Below are 21,044 nucleotides of genomic sequence, written 5' to 3'. Positions count from 1 at the left end.
AGTTTTTCGGAATTGTTTTTGAAGGGTAACCTTCGCGGCAGAGATGCGCATGGAGATGCCGGCACCAGATTTGGCGGCCGTTGTGCTCACGCCCTTCGCAACTGCGTACGATTACGCCGGTGCAATAAGTTGCACCTCGTAAAATTACGGGTGCGAGAAATGTGACACATGCGCCGGTGCCCTGCAATGAGACAATCGAATTGTCACGGTCGGTGCGGCGCGAGTCCTTCAGTGTGTGCCCGAAATTCAACAGGATGCACACGCGCGCCGAAATGGATCTTCCAGATCGTACGCAAAAGAAAAGCCCGGCGAAGCCGGGCTTTGAAGAATATCGATTTCTGTTCAGTTCACTTCGCGAGCTTGGCGATCGCGTGCGTCAGGCGCGATACCTTCCGGCTCGCGTTGTTCTTGTGAATGATGTTGCGCTGCGCCGCCTGCATCAGTTCCGGTTCCGCGCGCTTCATCGCTTCCAGGGCTGCATTGCGATCGCCGCTCTTGATCGCTTCCTCGACGGTGCGGACCGCGCCGCGCATCTGGGTGCGGCGCGACTTGTTGACGATGGTGCGGCGGGCAATCTTGCGGGTCGCCTTCTTGGCGGAAGTGGTATTGGCCATGTTCTCAACTATCCTTCGGCTGTCATCGCTCGGGTGGTCGGCCCTTGAGCGCGCCGGCCGTTCAAATTGCGTGGACGCTGGTTGTGTTTTCCAGGGTGTTCTGACGTAGCCGTTCTTGAGGATGCCATGGACGGAAGCCAAAATGCTACCGAAGGTGGCGCTGCTCAAAGAACAGCGGCGGCGGGATTGCGCCCGCCGCCATTGGGGGTCTTATAGAGGGCGAGTCCTGCACCGTCAACGCTTTCCGCCCGCCTTGGGGGCGGAAAAGGGGGCGTAAAGGGCGCGTAAGGTGCTGACGAGGTTGAATTTCCGGGGTGCCCCCGGTATTGGCTGACAGCCTTTTTCGGGGCGACAGGTATAAGGTGACGCATGATCCGCGGTTTTTTCCGGCTTATTGGCCTCCTGCTCCTGGCCGGCGGATTCATTTTCATGGTTTATGACGGCGCCCGTTTTGTCGCCGACCAGACCCTGCGGTTCACCCGGTTTGGCCAGTTCTGGAACGACGTCCATCAGTCCAGCCAGCTCGCGTTCCGGACCTGGCTGGAGGGCGTCTCGCCCTGGCTCTGGAACAGCGTCGTCAAGGCCCTGCTGGATCAGCCGGTGTTCGCCGTGCTGGGCGTGGTCGGAATTCTGCTCATGATCCTGTTCCGGCCCCGCAAGCCGCTGATCGGCTATTCGCGGGACTGACCGCGGCTCCTGTCCCAGGGGGGCGTAACAGGGCTGCGGCTTCAGGCGTAAAGACATATATAGAAGTCCAACCGGCCGACGCGCATCGTCGCGTCCGCCGATGTCCCGCCTGGAGGTATTCCATGTTGTTCATGCGCAAGACCACCGCGTTGCCGAGCGCAGCCGAAGCGCTGCCGGGCCGTGCCGCCCCGATACCGACCGCGACCACGCACTTCGTCAACGGCCGCAAGCTGCAGCCGCCCTATCCTGCCGGCCTGGAGCAGGCGGTGTTTGGTCTCGGCTGTTTCTGGGGCGCGGAGCGCAAGTTCTGGGAACTCGGGGACGGCATTCATGCCACCGCCGTCGGCTATGCCGGCGGCCATACCCCCAATCCGACCTATGAAGAGGTTTGCTCGGGCCGCACCGGCCATACCGAAGTGGTGCTGGTCGTGTTCGATCCGAAGAAGATCTCCTACGAGCAGCTCCTGAAGACGTTCTGGGAAAGTCACAACCCGACGCAGGGCATGCGCCAGGGCAACGATGTCGGCACCCAGTATCGTTCGGCGATCTACACGTTTGGCGATGCGCAGCGCCAGGCCGCCGACGCATCGAAGGCGATGTATCAGAAGGCGCTGGCCGCAAAGGGGCTCGGCACCATCACCACCGAGATCGCGCCGTCGGGCGAGTTCTATTTCGCCGAGGACTATCATCAGCAATATCTCGCCAAGAACCCGGCGGGCTATTGCGGGCTGGGCGGCACCGGCGTGTCGTGTCCGATCGGCGCCGGCGTGTCTGCCGCCTAACCGTCATTGCGAACCAACAGGTCGCGCCGCGCGCCCGATGAGAGGCTCCGCGAAGCAATCCATCTCTCCGTTCAGGGATAGAATGGATTGCTTCGTCGCTTCGCTCCACGCAATGACGGATGGTCTCGCCTCCGGGCTATGCGAGTGCCGCGTGCAAAAAACCCTTTGTTAACCATACCCGGTGCAAAACTAGAGCTGTCTCGCTTTGAGGGATGGCTCCGGTGCGGGTTGTACGCGCGTTTCGAATACCGATCACTGCGATCATCACTGCGCTCGCTTTGTCGGGCTGCATGCGCACGATCGGGCCGGTCGCCGTCGCGCCGCAAGGCGATCTTGATTCCGTGGCTTATGGTTCGCCTGGCAGCCCGCCGCCGCAGGCGGTCGCGGCCGATGCCGGCGGCGGTGCCATCGCAGCACTTCGTACCGCCTTCGCCTCCGCGCCACACGCGGCGCCGCCGCCCGTCGTCGTTGCCGCACCTGTCGCCTATGTCGAACCCATGCCGGCGCGATACGACGCGGCCTATCATCTCGATGCCGGCGACAAGCTGCGCGTCGTCGTCTACGGCCAGGAAGGTCTCACCAACACCTACGCGGTCAGCGCCGGCGGCTCGATCACGATGCCGTTGATCGGTTCGGTGCCGGCCCGCGGCCGCACCACGGCGGGGCTGGCGGCGGCGATCGCCGCAAAGCTGCGCGCCGGCTTCATCAGGGAGCCGTCGGTCGCCGTCGAGATCGAAGCCTATCGGCCGTTCTTCATTCTCGGCGAGGTCGCAGCGCCCGGCCAATATCCGTACGTGCCCAACATGACGGTCGAGAGCGCGGTGGCGATTGCCGGCGGTTTCTCGCCGCGCGCCCGGCGCGACAGCGTCACCGTCACGCACACCGATGCGTCCGGTACGTCGCGCTTTGTCGTTCCGCCCGGCAGCCCGATCAGCCCAGGCGACACTGTGCTCGTTAGCGAACGCTGGTTCTAGCGCGCAAAGCCGCATCGTCATTTTGATGCGGCTCTTCTACCAAGCATTTGTGTCAGGCAAATGCCTTGCATTTGGCCAGGAAAATTCATCATTCATGTCGGACCGAGGTGGACGCCGCGTTCTGCATCACGTTGCGGGCATCAATCCGAACGGAATAATCTAACTAGCAGTGGCAGACGCGCGGCTTCGCACGTGTCCGGACGCTCAATGGAACCCGTGCGGCGGTATCCGGCCGGGTTCGGTTGCGATGAATTGGCGCTATGCGCTGAATCCGTTCGAAACCATGTTCCATCTTGCGCTGCAGCGATGTAGAAAACTCGTCGTTCAAAACGAGGCGCGCCGGTTTGTCGGTCGAGTGCCTGCAATCCGGAGTATGACCATGAACTATCACTTGCCGGTCAGCGTGGTGCGCGCGGCGACTGCGGCAGCATTGCTTGCTTCCATCGCCGTGACGGCTTTGTGCGCCTCCTCGCACCAGGCTGCAGCGTCGGATCCCTATCCGAGCCGGCGCATCACCTTCGTCGTGCCGTATCCCGCGGGCGGCGCGACCGACGTCCTGGCCCGTTTGCTTGCCAACAAGCTGCAGGAGTCGTGGAAGACGGCGGTCGTCGTCGAGAACAAGTCGGGCGGCGGCGGCGTGGTCGGCAACGACAACGTCGCCAAGGCGCAGCCTGATGGTCACACCGTGCTGGTCGGCATCACGCAGATCATTCAGGCGCCGAGCCTCGTGGCGAAGCTGCCCTACGATGTGTTCAAGGATCTCGCGCCTGTCACCCAGATCGCCTTGTCGACCATCGTTCTGGTGGTCCCCGAGCAGCAGCCGATCAAGTCCGTCAAGGAACTGATCGATTATGCCAAGGCGAACCCCGGCAAGCCTTACGGCACCTTCGGCAACGCCACGACGTCTCACCTCTACGGCGAATTGCTCAAGAAGACCGCCAATATCGACATGACCCATGTCCCCTATCGCGGCTCGGCTCCTCTCACGAACGACCTGCTCGCTAACACGGTTACCTCGGCGTTCCAGGACCTGACCACGGCGAGCGCGCAAATCAAGGCGGGCAAGCTCAGGGCGCTGGCGGTTGGCGGCGAGAAGCGCAGGACCGCGTTGCCCGACGTGCCGACGATGGGCGAACTCGGTTACCCCGGTTTTGAAATCGAAGGTTGGCTCGGCGTGTTCGTTCCTGCCGCGACGCCCAAGGAGATCGTGAAGAAGCTTTCGGACGAACTCGCCCGCATCATCGCCTCGCCGGAGGGCGTCGCCGGGATCGAGACGCTCAGCCTCGTGCCGGTGGGTGGATCGGCGGAAACGTTCGAGAAAGTCTTGCGCCGCGATTACCAGAAATGGGCCGATGTCGTGAAGGCAACCGGCGTCAAGGGCGAGTGAGGCGTTAGTTGCAGTTCGTCATTCCGGGATGGTCCGAAGGACCAGACCCGGAATCTCGAGATTCCGGGTTCGATGCTGACGCATCGCCCCGGAATGACGGCGGAGAGTAGACGCCTTACTTCTTCAAATGCTTGGCGAAAAACGCCAGGCTGCGCGGCCAGGCAATATCCGCGCTGGCCTTGTCGTAGCTGGCGCGCTCGTCGCAGTGAAAACCGTGCTGCGCGCCGGGATAGATGTGGACTTCGACCTCCGGCCGCTTGGCCTTGATGGTCTCGACATCGGTCAGCGGAATGCCGGCGTCCTTCTCACCGAAATGCAGCTGCGTCGGCACGTTGGGCTTGTCGTCGGCGAAGCGGACGACGGCGCCGCCGTAGTAGCCGACCGCGGCCGACAGGCCGGACAGCTTGGTCGCCGCGGCATAGGCGATGCTGCCGCCGAGGCAGAAGCCGATGATGCCGATCGGCCCGACATCCTTCACCGCATCGATCGCTGCCTGGGTATCGCGCAGCATCGCGTCCCAGTCGGGATTGGCGATGAACTTTCGCGCGGTCGCAATCTCGTCGGGTGAATAGCCGCACTGGAAGTTCGGCTGGGTGCGATCGAAGATCGACGGCGCAATCGCGACATAGCCTTCGGCTGCCAGCCGATCGCAGACCGAGCGGATGTGGTGATTGACGCCAAAGATCTCCTGAATCACCACGATGGCCGCTTTCGGCGCGCCAGCGGGATCGGCGCGATAGCCGCCGAGTTTGAAGCCGTCCGAAGCCGTCAGTTTGATATCCTGTCCCACGGGTCATCCCTTTTTGTTTGGGTTGTTTGCACGAAGTCGATTGCGAGGGTCTGTTCGAGAGGCGGCTACTGCCACATCCAGTTGTGACCCCAGTCACCCTTCCAGCCGGCCAGCCGACCTTTACGGAATTGCAGGAAGAGCCGGTCCTTCTTGTAGAACAGCCCGCTGCCGCCGATGTTGCGGAAGGCGAGGAAGATTTCCTCGCCGGGCCGGCCGCGAACATAATTGAGCGGGACGCCGAGCGCATGCGCGGCCTCATTGGCGTCCATGCCGAACGCCAGCGGTATGTTGTTCGACAGCGTCTCGGTAAAAGGTGGCGGGTAGGGGCCGCCAATCGGCGGCAATTGTTGAGCCGCAGCTTGTGTGATGCTGCCTGCGATCAGGACAAGGGCGAGAGCGGTCGTCTTCATGAGGCGGCTTTCTGTGCTGCCTTGGCATCGAGGCTGTCGAGGAACGGCAGCACTGCATCGATGAAGGCTTGCGGCTGGTCGATGTTGACGGCGTGGCCGGCGGCCGGGATCACCACCTTCTGCGCGCCGGGAATTTTGGCTGCCATGTAGTCGGAGGCGGCGAGGAACGGCGTGTCGTCGGCGCCGACCACGATCAGCGAAGGCACCTTGATGTCAGGCAGGGATTCGATCACGCGGGCGTCGCGCTGGGTCAGCATGCCGCGCGCGGCGCGCGCAAGGCCCGTAGCATCGCGATGGGTGACGCTGGAGCGCTCGCGGCTGGCCGATTTCAGAACGTCCAGCCCCTCGCGCTCGAAGCGGTCGCCGGTGTCATGCGCGCGCTTGTTCCAGATCTCGCGGGCGTCGTCCTTCTTGAAGCCGGGCCCGGTGTCGATGATCAGGAGCGCGCGAACGCGATCCGGATAGGCGCGGTAGAATGTAAGCGACATGTAGCCGCCTAGCGAGAGCCCGCCGACGATCGCCTTCTCGGTACCTACGGCATCAAGCAGCGCCGCCATGTCGGCGACCGTCAGTGCTTCGCTATAGGCTGAGGTATCCTCGGGGTAACCGGACTGGCAGTGGCCGCGCATGTCCCACAACACGAGCTTGTGATGCTTCGACAAGGCCGCGATCTGGCCCTGCCACATCCCACTCGTCGAGGAATAACCGTGAGTCAGTAACAGCGGTGAGCCGGAGCCGTGGACCTCATAGTAGATCTTGACGCCGTCGCGATCGATTATCGGCATTGTCGATTTCCCAAAGCAAAATCATCGCAAATTCGGGCGCGGAGCCGTTATCGCCTGCTGCATCCTAGCGCGATCCATTCGGGAATAGGAAATGCGGAAACGGAAGATGCGCCCGCCACGGCGCGCGTGATTGACAAGCCCATGACAAGGCCTTGCCGCAGCGCACAAGCGACAGCTTGAAAAGCTTTATTCCTTTCGAACGATTCCAAACTGCATTGCCTCCGGGAAAGTTCGGTATCATTCTTCGCGCCGACTGGCATCGACCCGGTGGGTGCCGGCCAATACCCAAAGTGAGATGCCGCCGTAAGCGGCTTCGTACACCGGAAGGGGAGCGAACATGCCTAATCTCAATATCAACGGACGGAATATGTCCGTCGAGGCGGCTGGCGATACGCCGCTGCTGTGGGTGATCCGCGAGCAATTGCAGATGACCGGTACGAAATTCGGCTGCGGCGCAGGTCTCTGCGGCGCCTGCACGGTTCACGTCAATGGCGAAGCCGTTCGCTCCTGCCAGACCCTGGTCAGCGAGGCCGCCGGCAAGAAGATCACCACCATCGAAGGTCTGTCCGCCAAGGGCGATCATCCCCTGCAGAAGGCCTGGATCGCCGAGCAGGTACCGCAATGCGGCTACTGCCAGTCCGGGCAAATCATGCAGGCAGCGGCGCTGCTGTCCAAGAATTCCAATCCGACCAAGGATGAAGTGGTCACGCATATGGACGGCAATCTGTGCCGTTGCATGACCTATTCGCGCATTCAAAAGGCGATCATGCGCGCCGCATCCGAAATGCGTACCGCCTCCAACGCCGGCACCGAGCGGAGGGCCACATGAATACGCACGTGAAAGTCGCCGGCAGCGCATCTGCCGATCTCAGCCGCCGCTCGTTCCTGGTCGGCTCGGCCGCCACAGGCCTCGTGCTCGGTTATGCCGCGGTCCCCGGCATCGATCAGGCGCTCGCCGCACCCTCCAGCTTCGAACCTTCGGTCTGGTACTCGATCGCGCCCGACGGCATCGTCACCGTCACCTGCGGCAAGGCCGACATGGGCCAGCACATCGCGTCCACCATGGCGCAGATCGTTTCCGAAGAACTCGGTTCGAACTGGAAGGACATGCGGGTGCAACTCGCCTCCAACGATCCGAAGTTCAACGATCCCGTGCTGGGCGCGCAGATTACTGGCGGTAGCTGGAGCACGATGATGAACTTCGATGCGATGAGCCGCGCGGGCGCCGCGGGCCGGATCGCGTTGACAGAGGCCGCAGCCGGCATCATGGGCGTGCCTGCCGGTGAGCTGGTGGTGCGCAGCTCCGCCGTCGCGCACACGAAGTCGAAGAAGCAGATGAGCTTCGCCGACATCGTCAAGAGCGGCAAGATCACCAAGACCTTCACGCCGGACGAACTGAAGGCGATCAAGCTCAAGACGCCCGACCAGTACACGATGATCGGCGTCTCGGTGCCGCAGCTCGATATTCCTCCGAAGGTCAACGGCACGGCCAAATACGGCATCGATGTCATGCTGCCGGGCATGGCCTACGGCAAGGTCATCACCCCGCCGGTGCGTTTCGGCGCCACGGTGAAATCGGTCGATGACAGTGCGGCCAAGAAGGTGCCGGGCTTCATCAAGGCCGTCACGCTCGACGACAAGACCGGCAGCACGTCCGGCTGGGTGGTGGCGGTCGCCAATACCTATGCCAACGCCCGCAAGGCGGCCGATGCGCTGAAGATCACCTACGACAATGGCCCGAACGCCACGCTGTCGAGCCAGTCGTTGATCGACGAGGCCAGGCGGCTGCAGGCGCTCGACGATTCCGGGCAGTTCTTCGTCAAGGACGGCGACACGGCGGCGGCCTTCGGGACTGCGGCCAAGGTGCTGGAAGCCGAATACACCACCAGCATCAACATCCATGCGCCGCTGGAGCCGATGAACGCGACCGCCGAGTTCAAGGGCGATATCCTGCACATCTATTCCGGCAACCAGTTCGCGACGCGCTCCGGCGCGATCGCGGCCGGTGCTGCCGGGATCGATCCAAAATTCGTCGTGATGCACCAGATGTGGCTGGGTGGCGGCTTCGGCCGGCGGCTCGATGCCGACATGATGGTGCCTGCCGTACAAGCGGCGAAGGCCGTCGGCAAGCCGGTCAAGGTGATCTACTCGCGCGAAAACGACATGACCATGGACTATTCGCGTCCGCTGACCTTCCAGAAGGTCAAGGCGGGTCTCGACGGCGATGGCAAGCTGATCGCGCTCAATCACGACGTGGTCTCGGCCTGGCCGACCGCGCGGTGGGGAATCCCCGATTTCCTGACGCCTTCGGTCGACAAGAAGGGGCCGCTGGACTCGTTCACCGTGAATGGCGCGGATTTCTTCTATTCCGTGCCCAATCACAATGTGCGCGCGATCAAGAACGAGCTGGCGCACACCGCCACCCCGTCGGGTCAGTTGCGCTCGGTGGCGCCGGGCTGGACCTTCTGGGCGGTCGAAAGCATGATCGACGAGCTCGCGCATGCGGCCGGCCAGGATCCTGCGCAGTACCGCATCGCGATGCTGGACGGCAAAGGCAAGAACGACGGTGGCGCGCAACGCCTGCGCAATACCCTGCTGGCGGCGATGGGCATGGCCGGTTACGGCACCACCAAGCTGCCGAAGGGCGAGGGCATGGGCATCGCCTGCGTCTCGTCGCAGGAGCGTGCAACCGCAAGCTGGACCGCCTGTGTGGCCCATGTTGCGGTGTCGCCGTCCGGCGAGGTCAAGGTCAAGAAATTGACCGTGGCGACCGACGTCGGCATGCAGGTGCATCCCGACAACATCCGTGCCCAGGTCGAGGGCGCGGCGCTGTGGGGCCTTTCGCTCGCCATGTATGAGAAGGCGACGTTGAAGGACGGCGGTATCGAGCAGACCAATTTCGATACCTACACGCCCTTGCGGATGAGCCAGACGCCGGAAGTGGCCGTCAACGTCATCGCCAATGGCGACAAGCCGACCGGCGTCGGCGAGCCGGCAGTGACGGTGGTCGCCCCGGCGCTCGGCAACGCCATCTTCAACGCCTGCGGCGCGCGCATTCGCTCGCTGCCGATCACGGCGGAAGCGGTGAAGGCAAGCATGAAGGCGTAAGACGAGCGTCATCGGTCGATGAATGATCCGCCGGGGGCAGGGCTTCCGGCGGATTTTTCTTCGCCCCTCTGGATGCCCCGCGCATGCGGGGCATCCAGTACGCCGTGGCCATGCCGTCTCCGCGGCCGTCACACTGGATCATCATCCGCTTTCGCGGATGATGACGGTCGCGGGACGTTGTGGGTGCAGCGCATCACGAACCAGATCGTTAAAATTTTAGCGTTCACGCTAGCCTATATTCACGATGCCTCTTAAGCCCCGAGGAACTCCTTATCCGCTAGCCTCGGTTGCACGTCATCACCGCTAGGGGTCTGGGGTTTCATGACAACCGCCACCAACAAGACTTTGACCAAGCGCCGGCTGTTGCTGGCTTCGGATCGGAGCGATCAAAGCAGCGAACTCGCCAGCATTCTGCGATCGGTCGGTCAGGTCGACACCATCGCGACATCAGACATTCCCGACGCGCCGGAGCGCGACCTGGCGGGAATCGTGGTCGACATCAATCTGCGCTCCGCCGAGAGCGTGCAACTGGTGCGCAACAAGCTGCGCGCCGAGGCCTATCGCGAGATGCCGCGGCTGTTCGTGCTGGCGGACGCGCTTCACCATGGATCGATGCAGGCGTGGGCGCTCGGCGCCACCGATACGATAGCACGTCCGTTCGACGCGCAAGGCATTCTGCAGCGGATCCGCGCCGCGTTTCCGGACAGCGATGGATTTGACGAAACCGATCGCGGCAAGGCCCTGAACAGGGGCGTCGAGGCCGCGCATGCCGTGATGGTCAAGATCTTCGAAAAGATTCCGGCCGGCGTTCCCCTCAAATTCAGCGACATCGTCGAGGCCGAGAACAAGATTCTCAAGGCGATCAAGCATTCGTCCTTGCGCGAATGGCTGACGACGGTCGGCTGCCATCACGCCGGCAGCTACCGCCATTGCCTGTTCGTCACCGGCTTTGCGGTCGCCTATGCGCAGCATCTCGGCATGCGCGAGGACGACCAGCGCCGGCTCGCGCGGGCGGCGCTGCTGCACGACGTCGGCAAGGCGTTCATTCCGGTGGCGATCCTGGACAAGCCGGGCCCGCTGACGCTGGAAGAAATGGAAGAGATGCGCCAGCATCCGCGCCGCGGCTATGATGCGCTCGCCGAACAAGGCGGCTTCCCGCCGGAGATGCTCGACGTGGTGCTGCATCACCACGAATTTCTCGACGGCACCGGCTATCCCAATGGGCTGAGCGGCAAGGAGATCAGCGACATCGTGCGGCTGACCACGATCGTGGACATCTACGCGGCGCTGGTCGAGAAGCGCGCCTACCGCTTGCAGTTCACCCACGCCCGGGCCTTCGGCATGATGGAAGAAATGGGCGACAAGCTCGACCAGCATCTGCTGCACGCCTTCCGCCCGGTGGCGTTCGGGTATTACTGAGCGTCTGACCCTCCGCCGTCATGCGAGCCAACGGGTCGCGCGAATGCGCGCCCGATAACAGGCTCCGCGAGGCAAACCATAGTGCCGCACAACGGATGGTGGATTGCATCGTCGCTTACGCTCCCTTGCGCAAACGCTTCGCGTTTGTCGCAGGCAATGACGCGGAGAGAGCGTAGCCGCTCAACGCAAGCATGCCACTTTTCAGCCCGCTAGTTATCGGCCATCATCGGCTCAGCCGATGACTAACGATCGCTGGCAGGAAATCCATGGACACGACAGCGGCCTCAGGCGGAAGCCTCGACATTCCCGCCGATATTGCCGCCACGCTGGTCGACCCGGCGGCCTATGCCGATCATCGCATCCATGACAGTTACCGCTGGCTGCGCGCCAACAATCCGCTCGGCGTCGCGCACCCCGAAGGGTTCGATCCGATCTGGGTCGTGACGAAACATGCGCATATCCAGGCCATCAGCCGCCAGAACGAGCTGTTCCACAATGCCGACCGGCCGACTACGCTGACCAACCGCGCGGTGGAAGAACGCGTCCGCAAGATCACGGGCGGACCTAACCTGGTGCGCTCGCTGGTGCAGATGGATGCGCCCGACCATCCGAAATACCGCGCGCTGACCCAGGGCTGGTTCATGCCCGCCAATCTCGGGAAATTCGAGGGACGCGTGCGCGAGATCGCGCGGGCCACCGTGCAGCGCATGCTCGACAAGGGCGGTGCCTGCGATTTCGTCGAAGACGTGGCCCTTGGCTATCCCCTGCACGTCATCATGGAAATTCTCGGCGTGCCCGAAAAGGACGAGCCGCGCATGCTCAAGCTGACGCAGGAGCTGTTCGGCCCGCAGGATCCCGATACGGCGCGGATCAGGGAAAAGCTGACGGCGGAGCAGTTCTCCGGGATGATGCAGGCGGTGGTGGCTGATTTCAGCGCCTATTTCCGCGCCATCACCGAGGATCGCCGCCGCAACCCGCGCGACGACCTCGCCACCGTCATTGCCAACGCCAGGATCGGCGGCGACTACATGCCGGATCATGACGCCACCAGCTATTACATGATCGTAGCCACCGCGGGCCACGACACCACGTCATCCTCGACCGCCGGCGCGATCTGGGCGCTGGCGGAGGATCCCGCGCAATTCGAAAAGGTGAAGGCCAATCCCGAGCTGATTCCGGGACTGGTCGACGAGGCGATCCGCTGGATGACGCCGGTGAAGCATTTTATGCGCTCGGCGACGGCGGACACCGAGCTCGGCGGACGCAAAATTGCAAAAGGCGATTGGCTGATGCTGTGCTACGCGTCCGGCAACCGCGACGAGGACGTGTTCGAGGAGCCATATTCGTTCCGCTGCGACCGCAAGCCCAACCGCCACGTCGCGTTCGGCTACGGCGCGCATCTTTGCCTCGGGCAGTATCTGGCGAAACTGGAGATGCGGATACTGTTCGAGGAACTGCTGCCGCGGCTGAAATCGATCGCGCTTGATGGCGAAGTGAAGATGACGCAGGCCTATTTTGTGAACGGCCCGAAGAGGTTGCCGATCAGGTTCGAGGTGAGTTGAGTAAGATTGCGTAGGATGGGCAAAGGAGCGTTAGCGACGTGCCCACCACATTCTTGCGCTGTCGTCGATAGATGGTGGGCACGCTTCGCTTTGCCCACCCTATAAGCCATCAACCCAGCATCTTCCGCAATTCCGCCTTCGCCACCTTCTCCAGCGTCGAGCGCGGCATGTCGTCGACGAAATGGATCTCGCGCGGCACCTTGAAGTCCGCCAGCGCATTGCGGCAGGCGGCCATGATTGTGTCATGCAGATCGGCCGGTGCGCCTTTGACGCCGGCCTGCGGGATGATGAACACAACCGGCACTTCATCCAGCATCGGGTGCTTCTTCGCCACCACCGCGGCCTCGCGCACGCCAGGCACGACAGCGATCACCTGCTCGATCTCGGACGCCGCGACGTTCTCGCCGCCGACCTTGAGCATGTCCTTGGTGCGGTCGCCGAATTTTATGAAGCCGTTCTCGAGCAGCGTGACGCGGTCGCCGGTGATGAAATAGCCGTGCTCGTCAAAGCTTTCGCGCGTGGCCTTTTCGTTGTGGAGATACTCCGAGAACAGCGACAGGCCGGGGATGCCCTTGATCAGGAGATTGCCGGTGCCGCCGACATCCGTCGGCGTGCCGTCATCCTCGACAATGCGGATCCGGTATTCCGGGGCGGCGCGGCCGATTGACATCGGCGTGTTGGGCTGGTCGACCTCGCCGACGATGCCGTGGGTGATGGTTTCCGTCATGCCCCACCAGCCGATCGTCTTGACGCCGAAGGCGGCAAATGGCGGCGGCTCGGATACTGCGGTGCCCCAGAGCCGGAATTTGTGGTTGTTCGGAATCTCGTGCTCCAGCAGCGCCTTCATGCAGAACGGGATTGTCGAGGTCCAGGTGCAGTTGTGTTCGAGCGCGACGCTCCAGAACCGGCTGGCCGAAAACCGTGGCTGGATCACGCAGGAGGCGCCGACCCACAGCGTTGCCAGCATCGAATAGGCCAGCGCGTTGGTGTGGAATAGCGGCAGATAGGTCTGGTGCACGTCGCCCGCGTGCAGGTCTTCATGCGCGGCGTTGATCTTGGCGCCCCATAGCGCGTTGGTATGCGTCCACAGCACCGCCTTCGGCCGCGACGTGGTGCCCGAGGTGTATTGAACGCTGCACGGTGCGAACGGATCGGTGGCACGGCGCGGCCGGTCGGCGCTGTCGGCAAAGAGCTGCTCAAAGCTGTCGTCACGCGGACCGCCCTGCGCAGGCGCAGCTCCGGCATCATGCAAGGTCACGGCGATCCAGCGCAGGCCGCGGCAATTGGCCGAGATCAGTTCGGCGTAGGCCGGCTGGGTGATGGCGGCAACCGCGCCGCAATGGCCGGCGAAATATTCCATCTCCGCTGCCGCCGAACGGGTGTTGGTGGTGACCGCAATCGCGCCGAGCTCGACGCAGGCAAACCAGGCCAGCATGGCCTCGATGCAATTGTCGAGGTGGATCAGCACATAATCGCCGGGCTTGACGCCACGTTTGATGAGGCCTGCGGCAAGCGCGCCGACACGTTCGTGAAATTCGCCGTAGGACCATTTTCGCGCGGCACCATCGAACGGCGCCCAGATCAGGAAGGGATGGTTGCGTCGACTCTCGGCGCGCATCCGCAACAGCCACGGCACGTCGAGGCCTGCGAATGGTCCGACAATGCCCGACGCAGACTGTGAAGCTGGCATAATTCCTCCCGTGCGGCCTTGCGGCGGCTTTGGTTTTGCTTGGGAGTAGTTCTGCCATTGGACGGCGCGGGGATCAAACCGGGAGTTTGCGGGGCTCTCTCGCCGTCATTGCGAGCGAAGCGAAGCAATCCATGCCGCCACGCGCCGAGACATGGATTGCTTCGTCGCTTCGCTCCTCGCAATGACGGGGAGAAGCCTGCGCTTAGCCTCCATCGCCTTCATACGAAGAAATCTCGATCAAACTCCCATCCGGGTCCCGGCAATAGACCGAGCGCAGCGTGCCGCGGGCGCCTTGCTTCGCCACCGGACCTTCCTCGATTCCAACCCCGTTGGCCTTCAGATGCTTCACGACTTCATCCGGCGTGCTTGACGTCAGGAAACACAGATCGTCGCTGCCGGCGGTCTCGTGGTCGGCCGTGAACCACTCCACCTTGTCGGCATCGCGCGGCCGTACATTGATCTTCTGGTTACCGAACACCAGCGAGGTCCGCGGCGTTTTGCCCGGGCCGGGATCGAATACCTTGACCTCCATGCCGAGGATCTTCCGGTACCACTCGGTGGAACGCGCCACGTCGGAGACATTGATCACGAGATGGTCGAGCGCGTTAACCCTGACGGACATGTCTTATCCTTTCGTCGCGGTCTGCGGCACCTGTGTCGCACTGGCCGCACCTGACTTTGTTTGTTACAACGCGGGCCGCGTTCGGTTCAATAGAACCGCGCCTCAATAGAATCGGACTGGGCTCTGAATCCCGGCCTCCAAGGAGAAGTTTTATGATTTCACGTCGTACCGCGATTTGTCTGGCCGTCATCGGCCTTTCCACGGCCGCTTCGATCGCCAGCGTTTCGGCGCAGGATTACCCGACCCGGCCGGTGAAATGGGTCGTCGGATATCCGCCGGGCGGCGCGACCGATATTATCGCGCGGCTGCTCGGCCAGCGGCTCTCGGAACGGCTCGGCCAGCAATTCGTGATCGAGAACAAGCCTGGCGCCGGTAACAACATCGCCACCGAATCGGTGATTAACGCCGAGCCCGATGGTTATACGCTGCTGTTCGTCAACCCGGCGAATTACATCAACGCCTCGCTCTACGCCAATCTGAAATTCAATGTGATTCGCGATATTGCGCCGATTGCCGCGTTCAATCGCGTGCCGAACGTGATGACGGTCAACAAGGACGTGCCGGCCAAGACGGCCGCGGAGTTCATTGCGTATGTGAAAGCCAATCCCGGCAAGGTGAACCTGGCGTCGTCGGGCAACGGCACATCGGTGCATCTGTCCGGCGAAATGTTCATGGCGATGTCCGGCGCCAAGATGCAGCACGTGCCCTATCGCGGCGCTGCGCCGGCGATCACCGACCTGCTCGGCGGTCAAGTCCAGTTGATTTTCGACAACATGCCCTCGATTCTCCAGCATGTCCGCGCCGGCTCGGTGCGGGCGCTGGCGGTCACCGGTACCGCGCGGTCGCCGCTGTTGCCTGACGTGCCTGTTCTCGCCGACACCATCCCGGGCTACGAGGCGAGCGCGCTGTTCGGCGTCGGAGCACCGAAGAACACGCCAAAGGCGGTCATCGAGAAGCTGAACAAGGAGATCAACGCCGTGCTCGCCGAGCCGGCGATCAAGGCGCGCCTGCTCGACCTTGGCGGCGAACCGCTGATCGGCACGCCGGAAGCGTTTGGCGCGATGATCGTGGCTGAAACCGACAAGTGGAAGAAGGTGATCGAGGAAGCCAAGGTTGAGAAAGTGCAGTGATCTACCTCACGGAACATCGGCGCGGACGCGGTGTTTTCTGGCAAAGACCACGCGGTTTTTGCGTCACACGGAGGAGATCGAAGATGCGCAATGCACTGTTAGCGATATTGGCGCTGTCGGCGGCGACAGCCGCCACTGTGGCGGGCAGCTCGCCCGCTGCGGCGTATGATTACCCCTATTGCCTGCAGGGCCGGGGCATCGGCATTCCCGGTGACTGCTCCTACGCTACCTACGGCCAGTGCATGGCATCGGCCTCAGGCCGCGCGCTCTACTGCAACATCAATCCGCGTATCGCCTACGGACAGCAGCGGCGGATGCGGGTTTATCGGGATTATTGATCGCGCTTTGCTTCCGCAACATGGCCGGATCATCCAGCTCAAGAAGCCCGGATGATCCGGCCATTTGCGTTCCGGTTGTCGCCTCTCGAATCCGTGATGCAGCCGCCGGCTTGACGGCGTTTCGTTTGGGTCTATACTAAACCATATGGTTAAGTATCAGGAAGATGTTCTCGATCGCACCTTTGCGGCGCTGTCCGATCCGACCCGGCGCGCGCTGCTGGCGCGGCTCGGCGACCGCGAAAGCCTGTCGGTCAGCGAACTGGCTCAGCCGTTTTCGATGTCGCTGCCGGCGATCATGAAGCATCTCGATGTGCTGTCGGACGCCGGCCTGATCGCGCGCGAAAAGACCGGGCGCACGGTGGCATGCCGGCTCACCGCCAGCCCGATGGAGCAGGCGATGGATTGGCTCAATCGCTACCAGCGCTTCTGGTCCGACAATCTCGACCGCCTTGCCGCTTTTGTGGAGGAAGACCCATGGCCACCCAGTCAAGCCTTGCCAAGCAAGACCCCGCCCGCGATGCCGAACTCGCCGCGCGGCCCAGCCTCACCCTCACGCGCCGGCTCAACGCGGCGCCCGAAAAGGTCTACGCCGCGTGGGCCGACCCGGAAAAGCTAGTGCAGTGGTTCGGGCCTGCCTCGGTAGAGGAGGGCTCGGTGAAGGCCGACATCGACCTGCGCGTTGGCGGCCGCTACCGCATCAGTTTCAACGCCAACGGCAACTATAACGAGGTCGGCGGCGTCTATCGCGAGGTCGTGCCGAACCAGCGACTGGTGTTTAGCTGGGCATGGCATTCCACGCCGGAGCGTGAATCGCTGGTGACCATTTCGATCAAGCCGGAAGGCAGCGGCACGCTGCTCGTCTTCAATCACGCGCAGTTCGTCGATGAGAAAGCGCGCGACAGTCACGAGCGCGGATGGACGGAGCTCTTGGCCAAGCTCGAAACGCATCTTGCTTAAGGAGAGCCGCCGATGCAGCCGCACAGAGTCGTCTCCCGCGATGACTGGATCGCCGCCCGCAAGGCTCATCTCGCGCATGAGAAGGAGTACACCAAAGCGCGCGAGCGCCTGAACGAGGAGCGCCGCGCTCTGCCCTGGGTCAGGGTCGAGAAGAATTACGTGTTCGACGGCCCTGACGGCAAGGTGTCGCTTGGCGACCTGTTCAGGGGGCGCAGCCAGCTCGTGGTGCAGCACCTGATGTTCGCGCCCAACTGGAACGAGGCCTGCAAGAGCTGCTCGTTCTGGGCTGACGGATTCGAGCGCATGATCCCGCATCTTGCCGCCCGGGACACCACGATGGTCGCGATCTCGCGCGCGCCGCTGCAAAAGCTCGCCGCATTCAAGCAGCGAATGGGCTGGACCTTCGACTGGCTGTCATCTGGCGGCAATGCGTTCAACTACGACTACGGCGTTTCGTTTACGCCGGAGCAAATCGAGGCGGGTGGCAACTACAACTACGGAACCACGCCGTTCGGCAGCGAGGAAGCGCCCGGAATCAGCGTGTTCTATCGCGACGAGACGGGGAACATCTTCCATACCTATTCCTGTTACTCGCGCGGCCTCGACATGATGAACGCCGCCTATCACTATCTCGACCTGACCCCGCTCGGGCGTCACGAGGAGGGGCTGCCATATCCGATGGACTGGGTGCGGCTACGTGACCAATACCGGCCGGCGCAGGTTCAGGCATCTTGTTGTCATGGTTAGTTGTCACTAACCCCCAGTTGTCATTCCGGGTTCGATGCTGCGCATCACCCTGGAATGACGTCGTGTCGACAAGAAATATCGGAGAGTATTGCGATGCCCTACGTGGATGGCTTCATCGTCGCCGTGCCGAAGAAAAATCTCGAAGCTTATTCCCGTCTGTCGAAGAAGGCCGGCAAGATCTGGCGCGAATACGGTGCGCTGGACTACCGCGAATGGGTCGCCGATGACGTCAAGGTCGGCAAGTACACCTCGTTCCCGCGCAGCGTCAAGCTGAAGCCCGGCGAAACCGTCGTGTTCGCCTGGATCACCTACAAGTCGCGCGCCCAGCGCGACAAGATCAACGCCAAGGTGATGGCGGACCCGCGGCTCGGCGAGATGATGGATCCTAAGTCAAAGCCGCCGTTCGACGGCAAGCGGATGATCTATGGCGGGTTCGAAAGCCTGGTGAAAGTGTAGAACACAAGCGCGTCTTGCTCTGCCGCATGCCGCGCGGTGGAATCGTTGATCTATCCCGCGGTGTGGACCGACATCATCGCCTGGCTGCATTTCGGTCTGATCGAGGCCGAAGAACTCGGCGTCACCGCAGCCAATGTCGACGAGCGCCCGGCGATCAGCGGCTGCTCGGACGTCAGGCGATCTCGGATCGCGGACTGAACGCGACCTGGAGCAAGGGGCGGCCTGATGCACGCTCTGCCGTTCAAGTGGGGCGCCCTGCGGCACGCCGGGTTGACACCGGTCGTGCCGCAGCCAGACTGTCGCGCATGCGCATCACCCTGGTCCACGCTCTGAAACACTCGATCGTCCCGATCGAGGCCTCCTTCGCCAGGCTCTGGCCGGAAGCGGGCCTGATGAACCTGCTCGACGACAGCCTGTCGGCCGATCTGGCGCGTGACGGCGGGCTCACCGACGCCATGACCGAGCGTTTCCTCAGGCTTGGACGCTACGCGGCCGGCACCGGGTCGGATGCGATCCTGTTCACCTGCTCGGCGTTCGGGCCCTGCATCGAGGCGGTCGCGCGTGCCCACGCCCCGATGCCGGTGCTCAAGCCGAACGAGGCGATGATCGAGCAGGCGGTCGCGCGAGGCGGGAAGGTCGGCTTGCTGTCGACGTTTCCGCCGACGCTGGTCTCGATGCCGCCGGAGTTTCCGCCGCGGGTCGAGCTGGTGCCGAAACTGGCGGAAGGCGCGATGGCCGCGCTCGATCGCGGCGACCGCGCCATCCATGACCGGCTGGTGGTGGAAGCGTCCATCAGCTTGCGCGACTGCGACCTGATCGCGCTCGCCCAGTACAGCCTGGCGCCGGCGGCGGACGAGGTCGCCAAGGCGACCGGGCGGCCAGTGCTGACTACACCCGATAGCGCGGTACTAAAATTGAAGGGAATGCTTACCGCCGGCCACACTTAAGTTCAGGGTCGTTGAGGGGAGGGCGATGGCAGTGCGGTTCAGTCGGCGCGATACATTGCGAACGGCGGCCGTCGCGGCGGCAGGCCTGATCCCCGGTGCAGCCATTCCCAGCCTTGCAGCTCCGCTCCGCTCGTCGCCGCGTGGCGGGGAAATCGACGCTATTTTGCACACTCGGGTCGATGCGGCAGACGTGCCGGGCGTTGTCGCCATGGCCGCAACCGAGCATTCGGTGGTCTACCAGGGCGCATTCGCCGCGAGAAGCGTGGGCATGGCTGCCAGGATGTCGGCCGATACGATCTTCAGTATCGCGTCAATGACCAAATTGCTGACATCCGTCGCAGCGCTGCAACTCGTCGAACGGGACAAAATCAAACTGGACGAACCGGCGGCAAGAATTGATCCGACGCTCGGCTCTCCCCAAGTTCTCGATGGTTTCGATGCGCAAGGGGTCCCGCAACTGCGCGCCGCGCGAAAGCCCATCACGCTACGCAATCTGTTGACGCACACATCCGGGCTTAGCTATCAGCTTTGGGACGCGAATGTCGTTCGCTACGGCAAGGCATCTCGCAACGATGCCGCGCTGCCGCGTGCGCCGCTGATGTTCGATCCGGACACCAGATGGGCCTATGGTGGCAGTCTCGACCGGGTTGGGCGGCTCGTTGAAATCGTCAGTGGGCAAAGTCTGGATCGCTATTTCCGCGATCACATCCTGGGTCCGCTCGGTATGAACGACACCGCTTTCTCGCTCACCGAGAAGCAGCGCGGCCGCCAGGCAAGTCTGCATTTGCGCAAGGCAGATGGAACGCTTGCGCCGCAGCCGTTGGCGAGGCGAACGGACCCGAAAGTGATTTCTGGGGGCGGCGGCCTCTATTCCACAGCGCCGGACTATCTGACCTTCCTCCAGGCGCTATTGAATGGCGGAGCACTTGCCGGGAAGGGCATCCTGCGGCCGCAGACGGTTGCACTCATGTCCACCAATCAGATCGGCAACCTCGATGCGGGAATTCTCAAGACAACAAATCCGGCATTGTCTGACAACGTCGATTTTTTCCCGGGAGTCCGGCTGCGTTGGGGGCTTGGCGATATGATCAACGTCGACCCTGTACCGGATGGCCGCAGGGCAGGCAGCCTGACATGGGCCGGGCTTTACAATACCTACTATTGGATCGATCCGGCGTCGCGAATCGCGGGTGTGATCCTGATGCAGATACTGCCGTTCGCCGACCAGCGCGCGCTTAATGTCTATCGTCTATTCGAGCGCGGTATTTACCGTGTCCATGGGGCCGCCTGAGCGCGAGCGGCCGCTTTCAGACGTCTTTCTTCTTGGCAGGCTTCTTCGCAGCCGCCGCCGCTTCCTCGGTCGCGTTCCGGATCGCCCGCGCATAACTGTCGGCGGTGTTTGCTGCCGAGTTCTGCAGCCGCCTCGCTGCGGCGGTGCCGAGCTCCATCGTGCTCCTGGCGATCAGCCGGAACTGGTCCCGCGTTTCCTTGTCCTTGGCCTTGGCCGCGCGGGCCATGATCTGATCGCGCCGTTTCTTGACGGCAGCCATCAGGCTCTTGTTTTGCGCTTTTGCGATTTGCCGGATGAGAACATCGAGATCGGCTTCAGCCATTATGGGTCACTCTTAACCGCACCATG

The 21,044-nt window shown here is 62.8% G+C and carries 24 protein-coding genes; 17 read left to right on the top strand and 7 right to left on the bottom strand.

The genetic code is table 11. The features are described 5' to 3' along the window. Positions 1-347: 347 nt before the first annotated feature. Positions 348-614 (bottom strand): 30S ribosomal protein S20, encoded by a 267-nt coding sequence (gene rpsT / locus AC0QUY_RS25145; RefSeq protein ID WP_028347803.1) that lies wholly within the window; start codon positions 612-614, stop codon positions 348-350. Positions 615-983: 369 nt separating this feature from the next. Between rpsT and AC0QUY_RS25140 the strand changes: the two genes are divergently transcribed. The 4 genes from AC0QUY_RS25140 to AC0QUY_RS25125 all read left to right on the top strand — a co-directional run bounded on the left by AC0QUY_RS25140 (position 984) and on the right by AC0QUY_RS25125 (position 4,444). Continuing rightward, complete coding sequence (locus AC0QUY_RS25140; protein WP_161851156.1) at positions 984-1,301, top strand: hypothetical protein; 318 nt, start codon at positions 984-986, stop codon at positions 1,299-1,301. 122 nt (positions 1,302-1,423) lie between these two features. Continuing rightward, entirely contained in the window at positions 1,424-2,083 is a 660-nt protein-coding gene (gene msrA, locus AC0QUY_RS25135) for a peptide-methionine (S)-S-oxide reductase MsrA (protein ID WP_161851157.1), read from the top strand. A 221-nt stretch (positions 2,084-2,304) separates the two neighbouring features. Beyond that, the gene (locus tag AC0QUY_RS25130) at positions 2,305-3,057 is read left to right on the top strand and encodes a polysaccharide biosynthesis/export family protein (RefSeq protein WP_474416938.1); all 753 of its coding nucleotides are present in this window, start codon (positions 2,305-2,307) and stop codon (positions 3,055-3,057) included. Between the two features lie 247 nt (positions 3,058-3,304). Further along, the gene (locus AC0QUY_RS25125; protein WP_475388897.1) at positions 3,305-4,444 is read left to right on the top strand and encodes a Bug family tripartite tricarboxylate transporter substrate binding protein; all 1,140 of its coding nucleotides are present in this window, start codon (positions 3,305-3,307) and stop codon (positions 4,442-4,444) included. Positions 4,445-4,559: 115 nt separating this feature from the next. On the opposite strand, the gene AC0QUY_RS25120 is transcribed toward AC0QUY_RS25125, so the two are convergent. From AC0QUY_RS25120 to AC0QUY_RS25110, 3 genes are all read right to left on the bottom strand, one after another. Beyond that, positions 4,560-5,234 (bottom strand): dienelactone hydrolase family protein, encoded by a 675-nt coding sequence (locus AC0QUY_RS25120; RefSeq protein WP_475388896.1) that lies wholly within the window; start codon positions 5,232-5,234, stop codon positions 4,560-4,562. A 65-nt stretch (positions 5,235-5,299) separates the two neighbouring features. Then, positions 5,300-5,644 (bottom strand): hypothetical protein, encoded by a 345-nt coding sequence (locus tag AC0QUY_RS25115; RefSeq protein ID WP_475388895.1) that lies wholly within the window; start codon positions 5,642-5,644, stop codon positions 5,300-5,302. Further along, complete coding sequence (locus tag AC0QUY_RS25110) at positions 5,641-6,429, bottom strand: alpha/beta fold hydrolase (protein ID WP_475388894.1); 789 nt, start codon at positions 6,427-6,429, stop codon at positions 5,641-5,643. The genes AC0QUY_RS25115 and AC0QUY_RS25110 overlap by 4 nt, the downstream gene beginning before the upstream one ends. A gap of 337 nt (positions 6,430-6,766) precedes the next feature. Between AC0QUY_RS25110 and AC0QUY_RS25105 the strand changes: the two genes are divergently transcribed. The 4 genes from AC0QUY_RS25105 to AC0QUY_RS25090 all read left to right on the top strand — a co-directional run bounded on the left by AC0QUY_RS25105 (position 6,767) and on the right by AC0QUY_RS25090 (position 12,518). After that, positions 6,767-7,258 (top strand): (2Fe-2S)-binding protein, encoded by a 492-nt coding sequence (locus AC0QUY_RS25105; protein ID WP_475388893.1) that lies wholly within the window; start codon positions 6,767-6,769, stop codon positions 7,256-7,258. Then, positions 7,255-9,537 carry a xanthine dehydrogenase family protein molybdopterin-binding subunit gene (locus AC0QUY_RS25100; RefSeq protein ID WP_475388892.1) on the top strand — a complete coding sequence of 761 codons (2,283 nt, stop codon included), beginning with the start codon at positions 7,255-7,257 and terminating at the stop codon, positions 9,535-9,537. The genes AC0QUY_RS25105 and AC0QUY_RS25100 overlap by 4 nt, the downstream gene beginning before the upstream one ends. A gap of 321 nt (positions 9,538-9,858) precedes the next feature. After that, positions 9,859-10,956, top strand: coding sequence for an HD-GYP domain-containing protein (locus AC0QUY_RS25095; protein ID WP_475388891.1), 1,098 nt, complete (start codon positions 9,859-9,861; stop codon positions 10,954-10,956). A 266-nt stretch (positions 10,957-11,222) separates the two neighbouring features. Further along, positions 11,223-12,518, top strand: coding sequence for a cytochrome P450 (locus tag AC0QUY_RS25090; protein ID WP_475388889.1), 1,296 nt, complete (start codon positions 11,223-11,225; stop codon positions 12,516-12,518). 109 nt (positions 12,519-12,627) lie between these two features. Here the strand turns inward: AC0QUY_RS25090 and AC0QUY_RS25085 are convergent, their stop codons facing one another. Then, a complete protein-coding gene (locus tag AC0QUY_RS25085) occupies positions 12,628-14,208 on the bottom strand; it encodes an AMP-binding protein (protein ID WP_475388887.1) in 1,581 nt (526 codons plus the stop codon). 202 nt (positions 14,209-14,410) lie between these two features. Beyond that, positions 14,411-14,830, bottom strand: a complete 420-nt coding sequence (locus AC0QUY_RS25080) for a VOC family protein (protein WP_475388886.1) — start codon at positions 14,828-14,830, stop codon at positions 14,411-14,413. 152 nt (positions 14,831-14,982) lie between these two features. Here AC0QUY_RS25080 and AC0QUY_RS25075 point away from each other — a divergent pair, with 152 nt between their 5' ends. The 9 genes from AC0QUY_RS25075 to AC0QUY_RS25035 all read left to right on the top strand — a co-directional run bounded on the left by AC0QUY_RS25075 (position 14,983) and on the right by AC0QUY_RS25035 (position 20,696). Continuing rightward, entirely contained in the window at positions 14,983-15,960 is a 978-nt protein-coding gene (locus AC0QUY_RS25075) for a Bug family tripartite tricarboxylate transporter substrate binding protein (RefSeq protein WP_475388885.1), read from the top strand. 83 nt (positions 15,961-16,043) lie between these two features. Further along, positions 16,044-16,298 (top strand): DUF3551 domain-containing protein, encoded by a 255-nt coding sequence (locus AC0QUY_RS25070; protein WP_475388884.1) that lies wholly within the window; start codon positions 16,044-16,046, stop codon positions 16,296-16,298. 145 nt (positions 16,299-16,443) lie between these two features. Beyond that, a complete protein-coding gene (locus AC0QUY_RS25065) occupies positions 16,444-16,914 on the top strand; it encodes an ArsR/SmtB family transcription factor (protein ID WP_161856323.1) in 471 nt (156 codons plus the stop codon). Further along, the gene (locus AC0QUY_RS25060) at positions 16,914-17,255 is read left to right on the top strand and encodes an SRPBCC family protein (protein ID WP_475388907.1); all 342 of its coding nucleotides are present in this window, start codon (positions 16,914-16,916) and stop codon (positions 17,253-17,255) included. Before AC0QUY_RS25065 ends, AC0QUY_RS25060 begins: the two co-directional genes overlap by 1 nt. Positions 17,256-17,267: 12 nt before the next feature. Further along, on the top strand, positions 17,268-18,002 hold the full coding sequence (locus AC0QUY_RS25055) for a DUF899 domain-containing protein (RefSeq protein WP_475388883.1): 735 nt from the start codon (positions 17,268-17,270) through the stop codon (positions 18,000-18,002). Between the two features lie 93 nt (positions 18,003-18,095). Then, positions 18,096-18,458 (top strand): DUF1428 domain-containing protein, encoded by a 363-nt coding sequence (locus AC0QUY_RS25050; RefSeq protein ID WP_161851172.1) that lies wholly within the window; start codon positions 18,096-18,098, stop codon positions 18,456-18,458. A gap of 36 nt (positions 18,459-18,494) precedes the next feature. After that, positions 18,495-18,656: a hypothetical protein gene (locus tag AC0QUY_RS25045; RefSeq protein WP_246738501.1), complete on the top strand. Its 162-nt coding sequence runs from the start codon at positions 18,495-18,497 to the stop codon at positions 18,654-18,656. A 107-nt stretch (positions 18,657-18,763) separates the two neighbouring features. Next, complete coding sequence (locus AC0QUY_RS25040) at positions 18,764-19,405, top strand: arylsulfatase (RefSeq protein WP_475388881.1); 642 nt, start codon at positions 18,764-18,766, stop codon at positions 19,403-19,405. A gap of 25 nt (positions 19,406-19,430) precedes the next feature. Beyond that, entirely contained in the window at positions 19,431-20,696 is a 1,266-nt protein-coding gene (locus AC0QUY_RS25035) for a serine hydrolase domain-containing protein (RefSeq protein ID WP_475388879.1), read from the top strand. Between the two features lie 16 nt (positions 20,697-20,712). On the opposite strand, the gene AC0QUY_RS25030 is transcribed toward AC0QUY_RS25035, so the two are convergent. Then, a complete protein-coding gene (locus AC0QUY_RS25030; protein ID WP_161851175.1) occupies positions 20,713-21,018 on the bottom strand; it encodes a hypothetical protein in 306 nt (101 codons plus the stop codon). Positions 21,019-21,044: the final 26 nt, after the last annotated feature.

This window comes from Bradyrhizobium sp. WYCCWR15520 (assembly GCF_056174665.1).
This window is presented reverse-complemented; position numbering and strand designations above follow the sequence as displayed.

What these genes read in the sequence shown, in the direction of transcription:
- AC0QUY_RS25100 (WP_475388892.1), top strand. Translation starts at nt 7,255, where the DNA reads ATGAATACGCACGTGAAAGTCGCCGGCAGCGCATCTGCCGATCTCAGC.
- AC0QUY_RS25055 (WP_475388883.1), top strand. Translation starts at nt 17,268, where the DNA reads ATGCAGCCGCACAGAGTCGTCTCCCGCGATGACTGGATCGCCGCCCGC.
- AC0QUY_RS25095 (WP_475388891.1), top strand. Translation starts at nt 9,859, where the DNA reads ATGACAACCGCCACCAACAAGACTTTGACCAAGCGCCGGCTGTTGCTG.
- AC0QUY_RS25065 (WP_161856323.1), top strand. Translation starts at nt 16,444, where the DNA reads ATGGTTAAGTATCAGGAAGATGTTCTCGATCGCACCTTTGCGGCGCTG.
- AC0QUY_RS25050 (WP_161851172.1), top strand. Translation starts at nt 18,096, where the DNA reads ATGCCCTACGTGGATGGCTTCATCGTCGCCGTGCCGAAGAAAAATCTC.
- AC0QUY_RS25035 (WP_475388879.1), top strand. Translation starts at nt 19,431, where the DNA reads ATGGCAGTGCGGTTCAGTCGGCGCGATACATTGCGAACGGCGGCCGTC.
- AC0QUY_RS25040 (WP_475388881.1), top strand. Translation starts at nt 18,764, where the DNA reads ATGCGCATCACCCTGGTCCACGCTCTGAAACACTCGATCGTCCCGATC.
- rpsT (WP_028347803.1), bottom strand. Translation starts at nt 614, where the DNA reads ATGGCCAATACCACTTCCGCCAAGAAGGCGACCCGCAAGATTGCCCGC.
- AC0QUY_RS25110 (WP_475388894.1), bottom strand. Translation starts at nt 6,429, where the DNA reads ATGCCGATAATCGATCGCGACGGCGTCAAGATCTACTATGAGGTCCAC.
- AC0QUY_RS25140 (WP_161851156.1), top strand. Translation starts at nt 984, where the DNA reads ATGATCCGCGGTTTTTTCCGGCTTATTGGCCTCCTGCTCCTGGCCGGC.
- AC0QUY_RS25030 (WP_161851175.1), bottom strand. Translation starts at nt 21,018, where the DNA reads ATGGCTGAAGCCGATCTCGATGTTCTCATCCGGCAAATCGCAAAAGCG.
- AC0QUY_RS25125 (WP_475388897.1), top strand. Translation starts at nt 3,305, where the DNA reads ATGAATTGGCGCTATGCGCTGAATCCGTTCGAAACCATGTTCCATCTT.
- AC0QUY_RS25080 (WP_475388886.1), bottom strand. Translation starts at nt 14,830, where the DNA reads ATGTCCGTCAGGGTTAACGCGCTCGACCATCTCGTGATCAATGTCTCC.
- AC0QUY_RS25070 (WP_475388884.1), top strand. Translation starts at nt 16,044, where the DNA reads ATGCGCAATGCACTGTTAGCGATATTGGCGCTGTCGGCGGCGACAGCC.
- AC0QUY_RS25090 (WP_475388889.1), top strand. Translation starts at nt 11,223, where the DNA reads ATGGACACGACAGCGGCCTCAGGCGGAAGCCTCGACATTCCCGCCGAT.
- AC0QUY_RS25085 (WP_475388887.1), bottom strand. Translation starts at nt 14,208, where the DNA reads ATGCCAGCTTCACAGTCTGCGTCGGGCATTGTCGGACCATTCGCAGGC.
- AC0QUY_RS25105 (WP_475388893.1), top strand. Translation starts at nt 6,767, where the DNA reads ATGCCTAATCTCAATATCAACGGACGGAATATGTCCGTCGAGGCGGCT.
- msrA (WP_161851157.1), top strand. Translation starts at nt 1,424, where the DNA reads ATGTTGTTCATGCGCAAGACCACCGCGTTGCCGAGCGCAGCCGAAGCG.
- AC0QUY_RS25075 (WP_475388885.1), top strand. Translation starts at nt 14,983, where the DNA reads ATGATTTCACGTCGTACCGCGATTTGTCTGGCCGTCATCGGCCTTTCC.
- AC0QUY_RS25115 (WP_475388895.1), bottom strand. Translation starts at nt 5,644, where the DNA reads ATGAAGACGACCGCTCTCGCCCTTGTCCTGATCGCAGGCAGCATCACA.